Origin of the sequence: Pandoraea iniqua (genome assembly GCF_902459685.1) — a bacterium.
GTDB lineage: Bacteria > Pseudomonadota > Gammaproteobacteria > Burkholderiales > Burkholderiaceae > Pandoraea > Pandoraea iniqua.
The window spans coordinates 1-15,476 of sequence record NZ_CABPSF010000012.1 but is presented as its reverse complement, the minus strand read 5'-3'; the positions used below and the strand labels follow the sequence as shown (position 1 = coordinate 15,476).

The window sequence follows — 15,476 nt, the reverse complement described above, 5'->3', positions numbered from 1 at the left end:
TCTAGGCGACACATGGCGGCTTGCCCGCCGGGTCTGCCCTAGGGCCGGAGCATCCTGAGGCCGCTGTGCATCGGCCTTGGCTCAGAGCTGTCCCATCGCGAGCTGCACGCCGAGGCTGCTCACCGACACCGCCGCCCACACCCCGAGACCCAGCAGAATCGGGCGGATCCCGGTCGACGCCATGCGGCGCAGGTTCGACGACAAGCCAATGGCGGTCAGTGCCACGATGATCAGGAATTCAGCCGCGTCGTGAATCCACGGTTGCAGTACCGGCGGCACCAGACCGGCCGTACGGATGCCCGAGGCCACCAGAAAACCCAGAATGAACCACGGGAAGATGCGGGCAAGGCTGAAGTTGCCGGCACCCGAGCGCTTGGCGCGGTAGGCGACGATGGCGGCCAGCGTCAGGCAGATCGGGATGATCAGTGTGGCGCGGGTCAGCTTGACGATCGTCGCGTAGTCACCGGCTTCCTTGCTGTAGCTGTACCCGGCGGCGACCACCGACGACGTGTCGTTGATGGCGGTACCGGCCCACATGCCGAAGCCCAGATCCGAGAGGTGGAGCATGTGCCCGAGCATCGGGAACAGCACCACGGCGGCGATGTTGAACAGGAAGATGGTCGAAATGGCGAAGGCGGTTTCGTGATCGTCCGGCTTGACGATCGGCGTGACGGCCGCGATGGCCGACCCGCCGCAAATTGCCGTACCGACCCCAATGAGCAGCTTGAGCTTGCCGCCCACACCCAGCATGCGGCCAAGGCCCCATGCCGACAGGCCGGCCGCGGTAATCGTCACAGCCGTGACAGCCAGCGATTCGAGACCCGTGTGCGCCACCTGCGACAGGCTCAGGCCGAAGCCCAGCGCGATGATCGACCACTGCAAGACGTACTTCGAAGCGAATTTGATACCGGCTTCGTAGCGCGCGCCGGGGGCGAAGATGTTGCGCACGAGAATGCCCAGCAGAATGCCGAACACCGGGCCGCCGACGAGGGGCATCTGACGCCCCAGCAGCAGCGCGACAAATGCGATGACCGTCGAGAGAACGAGGCCAGCCCACGGGTTGTGTTGATCCGGCACCAGCGTATCCGGGCGGGTTGCCGAAGCAGGGCGGGCGTCGTGGGTTCTCGTTGTCATGGCTGCACTCCTCTTGAATGTTTGCCAGTCTAAGAAAACCGCTTCAATAATAAAAATCGTTATATCGGATACGATATATAAATATTCCCGATATTTATGGGATGGCGTACTAACTCACTGAATTCGTTAGGCTTTCCCGCATCGAGTCGCGGCAGATACCGTCGATGGGTGACGCATAGGGGTCTGCGCTACACTCTCCGGAGCCTGCTTTGCGTGACATCCAGAACCCCAAAAACCCGGAGACCCGCCTCATGCCGCAAGCTGCCGATGCCAATGTCGATGCCAATACCGATACCGATAACCAGACGCACCACGCCGACTGGTATTTCGACTTCTCATCCCCCTTCGCCTATCTCCAGTTCGAGCGCTTCGGCACGCTGCCCCGCTCGCTCAGCATCGAACTCAAACCCATCGTGCTCGGGGCGATCCTCGTCCACGTGCAGACGCAGGGGCCGGCCGAGATTCCGGCCAAGCGCATCTTCACGTACCGGATGGCGCAATTCCGCGCGGAACAGGATGGCATTGCGTTTCGCATGCCGCCCGTTCACCCGTTCCACCCGATTCGCGTCCTGCGGCTGGCCGTCGCGCTGGGGGCCACGCACGACGTGGTGCGCACGATCTTTCGCTTTATCTGGGCGGAAGGGCGCGATGTCACCGACGAAGCCGGTTGGCGCGATTTGAGTGAACGGCTGGGGCTGTCGCCGGAAGACGCGGCGGCACGTACCGATGCCCCCGAAGTGAAGGCCGGGCTGCGCGCGAATACCGAGGCAGCGATTGCTGCCGGGGTCTTCGGCGTGCCGACATTTGCCTGCGACGGTGAGTTGTACTGGGGAGACGACGCCACGGTGCTGCTCAAGCACTGTCTGGCGCATCCGGCGTGGCTGCATTCGCCGGAAGTCGAGCGGTTGCAGCAAATCACGGTCGGCGTAAGGCGCGAGCGCTAATCGAAGCGCTATCGCTTGGCGCTTGGCGCTCGGTGCCGGCCGGAAGGTCGCGCGAAGGTGACGACGCTGCCTTACTTGCCGGTGCCCAGCACCAGCGGCAGCGAGACCGCATCGGCCATCGCCGCGTAACCGGCATCGCTCGGATGGGTGCCGTCGCCGCTGTCGAGCCGCGGCAGCATCCGCGTCGGTTGCCCCGGATCGCGCAACGCCGCATCGAAATCGATCACACCGTCGAACGCCCCGCCCGTGCGCACCCAGTGATTGACCGCTTCACGCACCGCTTCGCGCTCGGGCGGCAGTTTGCCCGGGGGAATCGTGGTGCCCAGAATCCGCACGCCCCGGGCACGCGCCGCAGCGATAAGCGTCTGATAGCCCGCGATCATCTCGGGGGCGGTCACGATCACGTGTGGCACGTCGCAGTCCAGACCGCTATGCGGCGGCACATAGCCGAAATTGATGTCGTTGATCCCGATCTGCACGACCACCGTGCGCACGCCCGGCTGTTCCAGCGCATCGCGCCGGAAACGTGCCACGAGCCGTTCGCCGTAACACGCCGAGTCGTGCAGCAGACGGTTACCGCTGATGCCCAGATTGAGCACGGCGATATCGCGCCGGCCGGCGGCTTCGAGGCGGCGCGCCAGCACGTCCGGCCAGCGGTGATTGGCATTGATCGAGCTGCGCATGCCGTCGGTAATCGAGTCGCCGATGGTGACGATGGCGTGCGCGGGCGCCGCCGGCACCACACTCACGCCGGCCAGCCACAAGGTATTGGTGAATTTGGTACGAAACGCGGTCGGCGCTTCGCTATCGACGAAATCGCCCGCGCCGCTCAAAAACGCCGTCTGCTGAGCGATCTTGTGCCAAGTGGTCGGTGTTTGCGCCTCGCGGGTGAACAGGCTGATGGCCAGCGGCGTTCCTGCCCGGACCGTGATGCCGACCGGGTCGCTCTCGAGCGACGCGCCCGGCGCAATCTTCGCGACCGGCTGACCGCCGAAGGTCAGCGCGCGCAAGGTCGACGCATCGATCGCCGCGCCCCGCACGGAGGCCGCCACGCTTGCCCGCTCGATGGCGAGCGGCTGCGTGCCGTAGGCATTGGTGAAACGCACCCGCACTTCCCCACCTGACAGGCTCGGATAGATGACCTGCCGCACCGTGCGGCCACCAACGGCCGGCGCGCGGTTAAACGACGGCGCGGCCGGATGCTGCGCCACCGCCTGAGGTGCCGTGGCCCATGTGCCGACGCGCGTGTTCTGCGCAACTGCGGGCGACGCGCATAGCATCAGGGCGGCCGTTGCCGCGAGAACGGTGAGAACGTTGAGCGGGGAGACCATGGGGCGGGCGCGCATCGAGGGGGCGCGCGAGACAGCGCACCAGACAGCGTGAAAGACAGCGCGAACGCGGTGCAGACCGTCTTTGAGAGAAAACCGGGGCATCGGCGGTATCGGGAACATCGAGACATCAAGGGACATCGGGGGCATCGACGACAGCGGCGCAGCGGTGATCGGATCTCGGCCACGCCATGTCGACGACAGCCGCCATTGTGCCTGATTGTGGCCGTCGGCAAGGACTTAGCAAGGACTTACATTGCATTACCGCCGCGCCGCCAAACGCACTTCGTCCGATCGACGCGACTGCCATCGCGAGCCGCCAAGCCTTTGCTGGCGGCCCCGGCGCGTGTGCCGCGCCTCGATAACGCGAGTTAAAGCGAATTAACGCGAATTAACGCGTCGAAATAACGATGGCCACGCGCCGGTTCTGCGCGCGTCCGCTGGCCGTGCTGTTATCCGCGACCGGATTGCGCTTGCCCGCGCCAACGGCCTGAATCCCCCCGCGCTGCATCCCGGCATCGACCAGCACGGCGGCGACGGCATCGGCACGGCGCGCCGAGAGCTGTTCGTTGTAGGTGTCGCTGCCCACCGAGTCGGTATAGCCGTACACGCGAACCTCAGCGAGGCCGACCTTCACGAGCGTCTGACCGATACGCGTGACCGTCTGGCGAGCGGCGTCGCGCAGCACGAATTTATCGGTATCGAACAGCACGGTGTCGGACAGTCCGAACTCCCAGCCTTCATCCGTCTGCACAAAGCCTTCCGACTTAAGCGCAGCGATCTGTTCCGCCGTGAGGCCGTGTACCGGCGTGGTCTGGCAACCGGCGAGCGCACCGACGCCGAGCAGACAAGTCAGCACGAGCAGGCGGCGGCTAAGCGTGCGCAAGTGTGCAAGGTGTCGCGCGACGTGTCGCGAAATAAAACGCGCGGCGCCTACAAGGCTGGCATGAACCGGCGACGTGCCCGGGCGCGATTGTGTGGTGTCAACTGCGAAGTTCAAGGTGATTCCCCATTGCGGTGTGTAATCCGGTCGTCGTTATCTTTATGGTGCTGCTTATTTTTTTAGGTGCTGCGGTGCTGCGGTGCTGCGGGTGATGCGGGTGATGCGGGTAGTGCGTTGTTCAGATCATCTTAGGTGCTGCGCGCCGCCTTATCCCTTGGGGCTTTCCGCAACATGCCAAGTGCCGACACCGGCACGCTTGGCCTGATACATCGCGGCGTCGGCGGCGCGCAGCAGCGCAGGTGCGTCGGGCGCGTGCGTTGGGTACAGCGCCACGCCGATACTCATCGACGTGACGATCTCGCCCCCACCGGGCAGCGCAATCGGCTTTTCCATCGCGACCAGCAGGCTCTGCGCGAGTCGCACGGCGTTCGAGGTCTGACGCACGCCCGGCAACATCACGGCAAATTCGTCGCCGCCCAGCCGCGCCACCAGATCCCCCTCACGCAGCGGCTGACGCAGGCGCTCGGCAATCGCCACGAGTACCGCGTCACCGGCATCGTGGCCTTGGTGATCGTTGATCTCTTTGAAGCGGTCGCTATCCAGATACAGCAGCGCGACATGCGTGCCCAGTTCTCGGGCATCGACCAGCGCCTGCGCAAGACGCGATTCGAAGTAAGCCCGGTTCGGCAAGCCGGTCAGTTGATCGTGATTGGCCTGATGGGCGAGTGTTGCATTCTGGGCACGCAGGTGGTTCTGCCAGCCTTCGAATTCATCGAGCAGCGCGTTGAAGTCGTCGCCCAACTCCTTGAGTTCGGCAATCGGCGTGGCCGCCACGCGTTGATGAAACGCACGCTCGCGACGCACCGCGTGCGCCACTTCCGCCAGTGCCCGCAGTGGCTTGACGATATCGCGGTGCATGCGCTTGGCCAGCACGGTCGCCACCGCGAACGTTACCAGCAAACATGCCAGCACGCCGCCCACGCCACTCAATAGGAATACGAAGAATTGATGCCCTTGACCCTGCACTTCGATGTGTCCAACGACATCGCCGTCGTGTCGAATCGGCAGTGTCACCGGCCCCGGCAACGCCACGTCGGCCACGGCGCGCTCCAGCGTTGCCAGCGCACCGCCATCGGGCCGGCGCCACAGCGCAAACTGAGCGCCGTGTGCATCGAGCACACGCACCTGCACGACATCCTCTTCATGCGCGATGAGGGCAATCGCTTCCTGTGCCGCCACGCGGTCGCCGAACACCACGGCCGCCTCGACGGTGTAGGCGAGCGAACGGCCAAGCAGCAGCAAATTGTTTTCGGCATACACACGCAGCGCGATCCACGCCACCAGCGTGAGCGAGACGGCGGCGAGCACTACGGCGGAGACGGCGAGGCGCAGGTGCGTGCGTCGCAGCACCCCTTGCAGCGAGGGCCGGCGGCGAAGCTTTGCCGGTGCACCCGCCGCCCCGGCAGCCGCGGCAGGAGCGGCAGGGGCGGACAACGAGCGGTCGTGCAACGCGCCGTTGGCATGATTGTCGGCAGACGCATGACCCGGCATCTCGGCCGCCGAGAGTCCGGCGGCGGAAGCGTGTGGCATGAAGGGGGCGTCGGGCGCGCCGCTCGGTGGGGGAATGGGGGGGCGTTGGATCGTCATGGTGTCCCCGGCTTGCGCGCCAGCTTCAGCACATTGGGGTGGACACGAACGCCGCTGCGCGCGACGGTGTCGAGGTTGATGTCGAAGGTCACACGGTCGGCGTCGATGTTCAGGCAGAACATCGTGCCGAGCGTGCACGAGTCGTTACGCTCGCTGATCGTGAGCATCGGGTGGCCGGCGATACTGCTCAGCACTTGCCTGCGTTCGGCGTCGCTCACGGCACCGAGATAGAGGGCATCGCACGAGGTGGCCACCGCGGGGTCTCCCACCGGCAGACGTTGTGCCTCGACCGGAAGGCCCGCGCTCGGCAGCGGACCGGCCAGCAAGTCGCGGGCGTAATCCGTATTGCCGCTCACGCACAGCCGCACCTTGGCCGGCGTGGTGGGCCAGCGGGTGAAACTGATGATGCCCAGTACGACCTGCCGCACGTTGGCTTCGCGCGTGCCCGCCGCCGTGGACGATCCCGGCGATCCCGGCGCGGCCGGTACTGCCGGAGCGGCGGTGGCACCCGGTGCAGCGGACACAGCGGGCACAGCGCCGCCGCCCGGCGCTTGCGCGGCAGCGGAGCCCATGGCGAGCCACCACAGGCACAGAAAAAAAAGCGCGACACGCACACGCGCAAACCGGGGGACAAGGTGTGGGTGCCTGCCCCTCGATGCCGTGCTGCCTGTCAACGCACAGACGCAATACAACACTGTAGTCCTTAACAATTGCGAATCACCGAATGTCGATCCCGCAGTGTGCCGCCGGCCCCATTCGAGTCAGGCCGCATCATACCGAAGCCCCGTGTGCGAGGCCATATGAACGCGCCGTCCGGTAAAGTTTTCATCACCGGCCGCACTGGCACACCCCTCCCATTTTCAATGGGCCTCCTGCGCCCACCGACATCGCACAGCATGCACGCGCGAAGCGGTTTCCGAAAGCCCCGCCGCCTCCGCATTTTCCCTTGCACACGCGCGCTTTTACCGTGGCAGAATGATGCACATAACCTTTTGAAAAACAAGGTAAATCGGGTGACGAAGATCGCTCGAAAATCAAGAGATTCGCGACGCCAGGGAGGTGTTGCATGCTGCTGTGGAAGTGGGTCATTCCCGGTGCTCGACGCGCGCGATCATGAACGATCCGGTGCCGCGCCCCGTGCCCGATGTACAGGCCGAGTTGAGCCGTGCTGCGCTCGACAGTGCCCCCTATGCCATGTTCGTTTGCAACGACGACGGCATGATCGAGCGCATGAACACGGCGTTCACCCGCCTGACGGGCTACCTGCCCGAACACCTGCTCGGCCAGCGCAGCTTCCTCTCCCTGCTCGATCCCTCGGAACTCGCGCGCCGGCGTCTCCCGGCGCTGGCGAGCCTGTCCCCCGACGAAGAGGTGCCCTACGACGACGAATGGCACCTGCTCACCCACATACGCAGTTGGCTGCCGGTCCGGCTGGCGCTGTCATGCGTGGAACACGCGCCGGGAGAGCGGCGCTGGGTCGGCATCGTGCTCGACCTGTCGCAGCAGGTGCAGGTCGCCTCCCGGCTCTGGTACGTCACCCATCACGACCCCGTCACCCGCCTGCCGAACCAGACGCTGCTCAACGAGCGGCTCGAACTCGCGATTCATCGCTGCGCCCGCCAGCAGGTCGGGCTGACGGTGATGCTCGTCGAACTCGATCACCTGCGCAAACTGCGCAGCACGTTCGGCCCGCCCACCGCTGAACTCGCGCTACGCATCGCCGCCGAACGGCTGCGCGAAGCGAGCGGCCCGGAAGACGCGCTCGCCTGCCTCGGCAGCAGCCAGTTCGTCATCGTGACGAACGAAACCGGCGACGCAGCGCGCTTGTTGGCATCGCGAATTCAGACGCGTCTGGCGCAATGGGCCGACGTCGACCAGAACCCGGTCGCTCTCGACGCCAGCATCGGCGCCGTGAGTTATCCCGAACACGGCAACACCCCGGAGACGCTGTTACGCCGCGCCCACCTTGCCCTCGCCGAGGCCAGTGCCAGCGGTGGCGGCCTGCGCTTTTTCAGCAGCGAAATGGATGCGCAGGCGCGCAGGCGCAATGAGTTGGAGAGCTTGCTGCGCGTGGCTGTGAACGAGCAGGCGCATTCGCAGTTGCATCTGGTGTATCAGCCGCAGGTCAGTCTGGCGGATGGCGAGATTCGCAGTGCAGAGACGCTGCTGCGCTGGCGCAGCCCGGTGCGCGGTGCCGTCGGGCCGGCCGAATTCATCCCCATTGCAGAGACCTCCGGGCTGATTCTGCCGTTGGGTGAATGGGTGATACAGACCGCGTGCCGGGAAGCGAGCCGATTGCTGCGGCGCTGCGGCCATTTGCCGCGGATTTCGGTGAACGTGTCTGCCCAGCAGTTTGCACGGCAGGACGTCGTGGGCATGGTCGAGCGCGCGCTGCTCGCGCATGCGCTGGAGCCCCGGCATCTCGAAATCGAAATCACGGAAACGGTGCTGCTGGGGGATTCGAGCGCCGCCGTCGGCACCCTGCGGGCACTGCACGATATGGGCGTGGAGATTGCCGTCGACGATTTCGGCACGGGTTACGCGAGTCTCGCCTACCTCACGCGTTTTCCCGTCGACCGGTTGAAGATCGATCAGACCTTCGTGCGCGACATGCTCGTGCATCCGCCAAGCCTTGCCATCGTGAACGCGGTCATTGCGATGGCGCACTCGCTCGGCCTGCGCGTGACGGCCGAAGGCGTCGAGACGCAGGCACAAGCGCAGCGGTTAAAAGAGCTGGGCTGCGACGAAGGACAGGGCTACTGGTTTGCACGGCCCATCGACATGCACGGGCTGTATCACATCGTGGCACCGCTAGGCAGCGGGGCGCGCCGCTGAAGCGTCTTCCTTTCCCGCCTCACATGGCATAGTCGATTCGCCGCTTTTTGGCACTTCCTGACAGGACATCAGCCCCCTAAGCTGAAGTCCTTTCCGGAGGATTCGCCATGTTCAACGTTCCGAAACCCGTGCGCTCGTCGCGTGCACCGGGGTCGCCTCACGCCGCACCCAATGCGCCTTGGATAACGCACCGCGCGGCGGGTGTTCTTGCGGCGCTGGGTATCGCAGCGGCCGGTCTGGCGATGACGCCCCCGGCACAACGCGCCCTCCCCGGCTGGCTCGACACGTTCTGCACGCTGGCGACGCGCGCCAACGACGCGCTCACCGCGAAGGTGACGTCGGCCACGGGGCGCGCAACGCCAACCGCCATGGCAAACGCATCGACCGGCAACGGTGGCGCGGCGCGCCCCGCCACCAAGGTCACGCCGCTGTCGTGCGAGCCGCTCGCCAACGCCCCCGGCAAATCGGTCACGACCGCCATGGTGGAATTTCCGCCGCTCGCCTTCTCGCCCGCGCACCGGCATCCGGGCGCCGTCACCGCCGTCGTGATCGAAGGCACGATCCGGTCGCAACTCAATGCCGAAGCCCCGGTCACCTACCGGGCGAATCAAACGTGGTTCGAGCCGCCCGGCACCCTGCACACGATGACCGAAAACCCCGACCCGGTGCACCCTGCCCGTCTGCTCGCTTTCTTCGTAACCGAAGAGAACTGCGGCCCGCTGACGATCTACGAGCCTGTGACCCAGCCTTCGTGAGCGGTGCGCGGCATCAGCGGCTGGCGCCGCTTTCGCGAGGTGCCGTCAGCGCTCGTGTTGCGCACAGCAGCACGGCCGCGAGACCGCACAGGAAATACGTGCCGCCCAGCGTCTGCGACATGCCCGAAAGCGTGAGCCCCGCGCCGATCAGCAGGTAGTAATACAGCCCGAGTACCGCGCCGCCGGTGCCCAGACGGTCACGATAACGCGCCAGTGCGCTGCTCAGGATGTTGGGAATCGCCAGTCCGAACGCCACGACCAGCAGCATGACCGGCACGAGGAACCACAAGGTGTCCGAGAGCAGCAGAATGGCCGCGCCGCTGATCGTCGCCAGCACGCTGGCGGTCATGACAATGCGTTGCGGCGCAACGTCGCGCGCCAGCAACCGCTTGTTGAGACTCGCGCCGATGCCGGAGCCGAGCGCGAGCGCCAGCCCGGAATAGCCGAACAGCGTCGTGCTCACGCCAAGCCGCTCGAACATAAACGGCGCGAGGCTGTAGTACGAAAAGAGGCAGGTGTTGAACAGCGCGACAAGCGCCGCGGAACGCCAGATGTCGAAGTCGCGCAACATCACCCACAACGTGGCGAACAGCGGCACCTTGGTGACCTGCGGCGGGCGCGTTTCGGGCAATCGCATGACGCTCCAGCCGAGCAGTGCGACCGCTAGCACCGCGAGCCCGCCGAACACGCCGACGTAGCCATGCCAGCCCGCGAGCACCGCCCCCGAGAACATGCCGATCGCCGGGCTCACGGCGAGCGCCATGCCCACCATCGAAAACACCTGCCCCAGCGCAGGCCCCTGATAGCGGTCGCGCAAGATCGTTTGTGTCGCCACCGATCCGACGGCTGCCCCGAAAGCCGACACGACGCGAGCGGCCAGCAAGGCGCCGAACGTATCGACGAACAGCGCCGCGACGCACGCCACCGCATAAATCGCGAGACCGAACAACATCGTCGGACGGCGCCCGATCACATCGCACATGCGCCCCCAGACGACCACGCCGATGGCGAACGCGAAAAAGTAGACCGAGAGCGTGCTGGCCGCGGCGGCCGGCCCCACGCCGAATGTCTCGCCGATATCGACAAGGGCTGGGCTGTAGATCGTCTCGGCGATCTGCGGAAACATAAGCAGCGCGATGGGCAACGCCATCTCACGCCGGGTAGGCAAAGTCATGGAAAGCTCCGGGAAAGTGAAGGCAGCATCTTGCGGGGACATGGGCTGACGTATTATTGGTACTCAGTCGATTTATCCATCAAATCGGACAATTCATTGCATCGGCCCCGTCATGGCATGGCTTGACCCTCAGGCAACGTTCGATCCCGACGCGATGCAGCGCAGCGCGATCGGCATTGCATCCACGCTCGGCAATCACGACTCTGGCGCCCATCGGCACCGCATGGGCCAGTGGCTGTTCACGCAGCACGGCTGTGTTCGCATCACGCTCGCGCATCAGTTGTGCCTGCTGCCGCCCACGCGCGCCGCATGGATTCCCGCCGGGGTGTCGCATCGCGCGGTGACGGGCACGCCGGTGGAGTACCGGTCGATCTTTCTCGGCGAACCATGGATCGACACGCTGCCCGCGCAAATCGAAGTCATCGAGGTGGGCCCGCTGCTGCGCGAAGTGTTCGAGCGCATCGCCTTCGCCGCGTGGGACACCGACTGGTCGACGGGCACGGCCAGCCACTTGCTGGCCTTGTGTCTGGCCGAGACCGCCACCGCAGAGCGCCAACCGTTGCTGTTACCGCTGCCGACCGACCGGCGGCTCGCGCCATTGTTTGCGCATCCGGAACAATTGCCGCCCGCTCTCGCCGATCTGGAACGCACCGTCGGCGCCAGCGTCAGGACCATCGGCCGCATCTTCCAGCGCGAGACCGGCATGAGCTATCAGCAGTGGCGCCAGCAATGGCGGCTGATTCGTGCGGTAGAGGGACTCTCGAGCGGCAAAACGCTCGCGTGGGTGGCGCACTCGCTCGGTTTCGCCGGCGAAAGCGCGTTCATTGCGTTTTTCAAGGGAATGACGGGCAAGACGCCCGGGCAGTTTCGGCAGCAAGTCGCGCGACGAGACGTCACACACGGGCGCTAATGTCACCGGCGAGCCCACGCCCTTTCCGCCTTGCAAATTGCGCACCCGGCGCTGCTTTTTTCATGCAACCCGCGTGTCAAGACTCGCGTGCAAGTTTAGAACGCGGTAAGGTACGTCGCGAAGGGAATCACCCCAAACGTCGTTGCAACGAGGAATTTCTCAATGAAAACCAAAGCCGCCATTGCCTGGGAAGCCGGCAAGCCCCTGACCATCGAGGAAGTCGATCTGGAAGGGCCGCGCGCTGGCGAGGTGCTGATCGAGGTCAAGGCCACCGGCATCTGCCATACGGACTACTACACGCTTTCGGGAGCTGACCCGGAAGGTATCTTCCCTGCGATTCTCGGCCATGAAGGCGCGGGCGTCGTGGTCGACGTCGGCCCCGGCGTGACCACGCTCAAGAAAGACGATCACGTCATTCCGCTGTACACGCCCGAGTGCCGTCAGTGCAAGTTCTGCCTGTCGCGCAAGACCAACCTGTGTCAGGCGATCCGCAGCACGCAAGGGCGCGGCCTGATGCCGGACGCCACGTCGCGCTTCTCGCTCGACGGCAAGCCCATCTTCCACTACATGGGCACCTCCACGTTCTCGAACTACATCGTCGTGCCCGAAATCGCCGTGGCGAAAGTGCGCTCCGACGCGCCGTTCGACAAGGTCTGCTACATCGGCTGCGGTGTGACCACCGGCGTGGGCGCCGTGGTGTACTCGGCGAAAGTTGAAGCGGGCGCGAACGTCGTGGTGTTCGGTCTGGGCGGTATCGGCCTGAACGTGATTCAGGGCGCCAAGATGGTCGGTGCCGACAAGATCATCGGCGTCGACATCAACCCGGGCCGCGTGGAACTCGCGAAGAAGTTCGGCATGACGCACTTCATCAACCCGAACGACGTCGAGAACGTGGTCGACACCATCGTGCAACTGACCGACGGCGGCGCCGACTACTCGTTCGAGTGCATCGGCAACGTCACGACCATGCGTCAGGCGCTCGAATGCTGCCACAAGGGCTGGGGCCAGTCGTTCATCATCGGCGTGGCCGCTGCCGGTCAGGAAATCAGCACGCGTCCGTTCCAGCTGGTGACGGGCCGCGAGTGGAAGGGCTCGGCTTTCGGCGGCGCGCGCGGGCGTACCGACGTGCCGAAGATCGTCGACTGGTACATGGAAGGCAAGATCAACATCGACGATCTCATCACGCACACGCTGCGCCTCGACCAGATCAACGAAGGCTTCGATCTGATGAAGCGCGGCGAGTCGATCCGTTCGGTCGTGCTGTACTGATCGACGCAATCGACGCCATCGACAGGGCCCCCGCCCCATCGTGACCCGCCCCGGCGAGGCCAGCGCCGCATCACCCGATCCGGCGCTCGCACCGGGCCACCCGCTCGCGTCTCCTGCGGCGGGTGAGCTCACCGGACCGCTCGCCCGGGCACGGCGGCGGCGGCATCGCATCCGCCTTGCTGTCTTTCTGACGATGCTCGTCGCGGGTCTCGTCTTCACCACCTACAGTCTCGTTCGCGATGTCGGCCGCACCGGCGAGCACTCGATGGCGCTGCTGCCGTTCGCGCTGCTGGTCATCGCGCTCGTGATTGCCCTCGGCTTCGAGTTCGTCAACGGCTTTCACGATACGGCCAACGCGGTCGCCACCGTCATCTACACCAACTCGCTGCCGCCCAGCATCGCGGTGATGTGGTCGGGCCTGTTCAACTTTCTCGGGGTGTTGCTCTCCAGCGGCGCGGTCGCGTTCAGCATCGTCTCGTTGCTGCCGGTCGAACTAATTCTGCAAGTGGGGTCGTCGGCGGGCTTCGCCATGGTCTTTGCGCTGCTTATCGCCGCTATCGTCTGGAATCTGGCGACGTGGTGGCTGGGCCTGCCTGCATCGTCATCGCACACGCTCATCGGGTCGATCGTCGGTGTCGGCATTGCCAATGCGCTCATGCGCGGGCGCGACGTCACGAGCAGCACGGGCGGCATCGACTGGAGTCAGGTCGCGACCGTCGGGTACTCCCTGCTGCTCTCGCCGGTCATCGGTTTCGGTTGCGCTGCGGTGCTCTTTGTCGCCCTGAAGTTTTGCGTGCGCAACCCGGCGCTCTATGAATCGCCGAAGCCGCGCACGCCGCCGCCATGGTGGATTCGCGGCTTGCTGATCCTCACCTGCACCGGTGTGTCGTTCGCGCACGGGTCCAACGACGGGCAAAAAGGCATGGGGCTCATCATGCTGATTCTGGTCGGCACCGTGCCCATGGCCTATGCGCTCAACCACGCCATGCCGGACGAACAGGTCGCGCAGTTCGTCACCACCGCGCAGACCGCGCAGCGCGCGTTGGCCGCGCATCCCCCGCTGCCCGCGTCCGTCCCCGCCGCCCCTGCCGCCCCCGCCGTGATCGCGGCCTCGCCGCCGCCCCGCGATGTGCTCACCGCGTTCGTGCGCACCGAGACCCTCACGGCCGACGTGCTGCCCGCGTTGTCGGTACTCACCGGCGACATCGCACAGGAAGTCGCCAGTCACGGCTCGTTTTCGCGCATGCCCGCCACCTCGGTAGCCAACGTGCGCAACGACATGTACCTCGCCGCCGAATCGATTCGTCTGCTGGAGCGACGCCGCGATATGACGGTCTCCCCCGACACGGCGCGCGCACTGCGGGCGTTCCGGGGGCAACTCGACGAGGCGACGAAATACATCCCGTTCTGGGTGAAAGTGGCCGTGGCGATTGCGTTGGGGCTGGGCACGATGGTCGGCTGGCGGCGCATTGTCGTGACCGTGGGCGAGCGCATCGGCAAGAAGCACCTGACTTACGCCCAAGGGGCATCGGCCGAGCTGGTGGCGATGGCGACCATCGGCGCTGCCGATCTCTACGGGCTGCCCGTGTCGACCACGCACGTGCTGTCGTCGGGCGTGGCCGGCACGATGACCATCAACGGCTCGGGCTTGCAGTGGGACACCATCCGGAATTTGTTACTGGCATGGGCACTGACGTTGCCCGCCGCCATCGTGCTCGCGGGCGGGCTTTACTGGGCGTTCCGGCAGGTATTCTGAGGCGTTGCGGGCCGATGGGCATGGCTCGGCGGGCGCCACAACGACCTTCCCATTTTGTAAGCCCCGTAATGCGCGCAAATATTGCAGCCCGGTTTCGATACGCGTGACAGCAAACCAAGTGGGCATCCTGTCAGTCGAACTCAATACAAAGCTATGAAACGTGTTGGCCGGTGTGCCTTTCGCCTGGCACCGGACACACGGTTACGACAGGGAGAATGCAATGAACAAGAGCTTCTTGCCGCTCGTCATCACGGGCGCCGCGACGGTCGTCACGCTCGCGGCGCTGCCCGGTGTGGCGTCGGCGCAAGCGAGTCAGGCTGTCATCAATTCACCGGCCAACGTACGGGCCGGCCCGGCGAGCGACTTTCCGATCGTCTCGCAAGCCGGTCCGGGCATGCCGGTGACGGTGTACGGCTGTTTGTCCGATTACACGTGGTGCGATATCGGACTGCCCGGCTCGCGCGGCTGGATCTACGCGGCGCTGCTCAGCTATCCGTATCAGGGCAATCCGGTGCCCGTGCTGAACTACGGCACGATGATCGGCCTGCCGATCGTGACTTTCTCCATCGGCTCGTATTGGGGCAACTATTACCGTGGCCGCCCTTGGTACAACGACCAGCGTTATTGGCACCGCCCGCCGCCTCGCCCGCGTCCGCCGCAATGGGGCGGCGGGCCGGGACCGCGTCCGCCGGGCGGCCATTACCCGGGTCCGGGCCCACGCCCGCCGGGCCATGGTCATGGTGCAGGCCCCGGGCCGCGGCCGCCGGGACACGGTGCGGGT

General features: G+C 65.5%; 13 protein-coding genes. 7 read left to right on the top strand and 6 right to left on the bottom strand.

Features of this window, described 5'->3' with window-relative positions:
* Window positions 1-81: 81 nt before the first annotated feature.
* Entirely contained in the window at window positions 82-1,134 is a 1,053-nt protein-coding gene (locus tag PIN31009_RS26670) for a YeiH family protein (protein ID WP_217426852.1), read from the bottom strand.
* A 251-nt stretch (window positions 1,135-1,385) separates the two neighbouring features.
* Here PIN31009_RS26670 and PIN31009_RS26665 point away from each other — a divergent pair, with 251 nt between their 5' ends.
* Window positions 1,386-2,078: a 2-hydroxychromene-2-carboxylate isomerase gene (locus tag PIN31009_RS26665; protein ID WP_150792059.1), complete on the top strand. Its 693-nt coding sequence runs from the start codon at window positions 1,386-1,388 to the stop codon at window positions 2,076-2,078.
* A gap of 71 nt (window positions 2,079-2,149) precedes the next feature.
* Here the strand turns inward: PIN31009_RS26665 and PIN31009_RS26660 are convergent, their stop codons facing one another.
* The 4 genes from PIN31009_RS26660 to yfiR all read right to left on the bottom strand — a co-directional run bounded on the left by PIN31009_RS26660 (window position 2,150) and on the right by yfiR (window position 6,568).
* Window positions 2,150-3,424: an SGNH/GDSL hydrolase family protein gene (locus tag PIN31009_RS26660; RefSeq protein ID WP_150792108.1), complete on the bottom strand. Its 1,275-nt coding sequence runs from the start codon at window positions 3,422-3,424 to the stop codon at window positions 2,150-2,152.
* Window positions 3,425-3,797: 373 nt separating this feature from the next.
* Complete coding sequence (yfiB, locus tag PIN31009_RS26655) at window positions 3,798-4,406, bottom strand: outer membrane lipoprotein YfiB (RefSeq protein ID WP_343039049.1); 609 nt, start codon at window positions 4,404-4,406, stop codon at window positions 3,798-3,800.
* A 150-nt stretch (window positions 4,407-4,556) separates the two neighbouring features.
* Complete coding sequence (gene dgcN, locus PIN31009_RS26650; protein ID WP_246185876.1) at window positions 4,557-5,939, bottom strand: diguanylate cyclase DgcN/YfiN; 1,383 nt, start codon at window positions 5,937-5,939, stop codon at window positions 4,557-4,559.
* Window positions 5,940-5,992: 53 nt separating this feature from the next.
* Window positions 5,993-6,568: a regulatory sequestration protein YfiR gene (gene yfiR / locus PIN31009_RS26645; RefSeq protein WP_150792058.1), complete on the bottom strand. Its 576-nt coding sequence runs from the start codon at window positions 6,566-6,568 to the stop codon at window positions 5,993-5,995.
* A gap of 541 nt (window positions 6,569-7,109) precedes the next feature.
* Here yfiR and PIN31009_RS26640 point away from each other — a divergent pair.
* Both PIN31009_RS26640 and PIN31009_RS26635 read left to right on the top strand, forming a co-directional pair.
* The gene (locus tag PIN31009_RS26640) at window positions 7,110-8,831 is read left to right on the top strand and encodes a putative bifunctional diguanylate cyclase/phosphodiesterase (RefSeq protein WP_150792057.1); all 1,722 of its coding nucleotides are present in this window, start codon (window positions 7,110-7,112) and stop codon (window positions 8,829-8,831) included.
* Between the two features lie 107 nt (window positions 8,832-8,938).
* Window positions 8,939-9,586 carry a cupin domain-containing protein gene (locus PIN31009_RS26635; RefSeq protein ID WP_246185875.1) on the top strand — a complete coding sequence of 216 codons (648 nt, stop codon included), beginning with the start codon at window positions 8,939-8,941 and terminating at the stop codon, window positions 9,584-9,586.
* Window positions 9,587-9,599: 13 nt separating this feature from the next.
* Here the strand turns inward: PIN31009_RS26635 and PIN31009_RS26630 are convergent, their stop codons facing one another.
* Window positions 9,600-10,760, bottom strand: coding sequence for a multidrug effflux MFS transporter (locus PIN31009_RS26630; protein ID WP_174997411.1), 1,161 nt, complete (start codon window positions 10,758-10,760; stop codon window positions 9,600-9,602).
* A gap of 112 nt (window positions 10,761-10,872) precedes the next feature.
* Here PIN31009_RS26630 and PIN31009_RS26625 point away from each other — a divergent pair, with 112 nt between their 5' ends.
* From PIN31009_RS26625 to PIN31009_RS26610, 4 genes are all read left to right on the top strand, one after another.
* A complete protein-coding gene (locus tag PIN31009_RS26625; RefSeq protein WP_150792056.1) occupies window positions 10,873-11,670 on the top strand; it encodes an AraC family transcriptional regulator in 798 nt (265 codons plus the stop codon).
* A 162-nt stretch (window positions 11,671-11,832) separates the two neighbouring features.
* Window positions 11,833-12,939, top strand: coding sequence for an S-(hydroxymethyl)glutathione dehydrogenase/class III alcohol dehydrogenase (locus tag PIN31009_RS26620; protein WP_058375998.1), 1,107 nt, complete (start codon window positions 11,833-11,835; stop codon window positions 12,937-12,939).
* A gap of 40 nt (window positions 12,940-12,979) precedes the next feature.
* Window positions 12,980-14,695: an inorganic phosphate transporter gene (locus tag PIN31009_RS26615; protein WP_425495517.1), complete on the top strand. Its 1,716-nt coding sequence runs from the start codon at window positions 12,980-12,982 to the stop codon at window positions 14,693-14,695.
* A gap of 220 nt (window positions 14,696-14,915) precedes the next feature.
* A partial coding sequence (locus tag PIN31009_RS26610; protein ID WP_150792055.1) for an SH3 domain-containing protein occupies window positions 14,916-15,476 on the top strand: 561 nt, incomplete at its 3' end.

Excerpts from the sequence above, each read along its gene's own strand:
- PIN31009_RS26670 (WP_217426852.1), bottom strand. The coding sequence starts at position 1,134 with ATGACAACGAGAACCCACGACGCCCGCCCTGCTTCGGCAACCCGCCCG.
- PIN31009_RS26665 (WP_150792059.1), top strand. The coding sequence starts at position 1,386 with ATGCCGCAAGCTGCCGATGCCAATGTCGATGCCAATACCGATACCGAT.
- PIN31009_RS26660 (WP_150792108.1), bottom strand. The coding sequence starts at position 3,424 with ATGCGCGCCCGCCCCATGGTCTCCCCGCTCAACGTTCTCACCGTTCTC.
- dgcN (WP_246185876.1), bottom strand. The coding sequence starts at position 5,939 with ATGCCACACGCTTCCGCCGCCGGACTCTCGGCGGCCGAGATGCCGGGT.
- yfiR (WP_150792058.1), bottom strand. The coding sequence starts at position 6,568 with ATGGGCTCCGCTGCCGCGCAAGCGCCGGGCGGCGGCGCTGTGCCCGCT.
- PIN31009_RS26640 (WP_150792057.1), top strand. The coding sequence starts at position 7,110 with ATGAACGATCCGGTGCCGCGCCCCGTGCCCGATGTACAGGCCGAGTTG.
- PIN31009_RS26635 (WP_246185875.1), top strand. The coding sequence starts at position 8,939 with ATGTTCAACGTTCCGAAACCCGTGCGCTCGTCGCGTGCACCGGGGTCG.
- PIN31009_RS26630 (WP_174997411.1), bottom strand. The coding sequence starts at position 10,760 with ATGACTTTGCCTACCCGGCGTGAGATGGCGTTGCCCATCGCGCTGCTT.
- PIN31009_RS26625 (WP_150792056.1), top strand. The coding sequence starts at position 10,873 with ATGGCATGGCTTGACCCTCAGGCAACGTTCGATCCCGACGCGATGCAG.
- PIN31009_RS26620 (WP_058375998.1), top strand. The coding sequence starts at position 11,833 with ATGAAAACCAAAGCCGCCATTGCCTGGGAAGCCGGCAAGCCCCTGACC.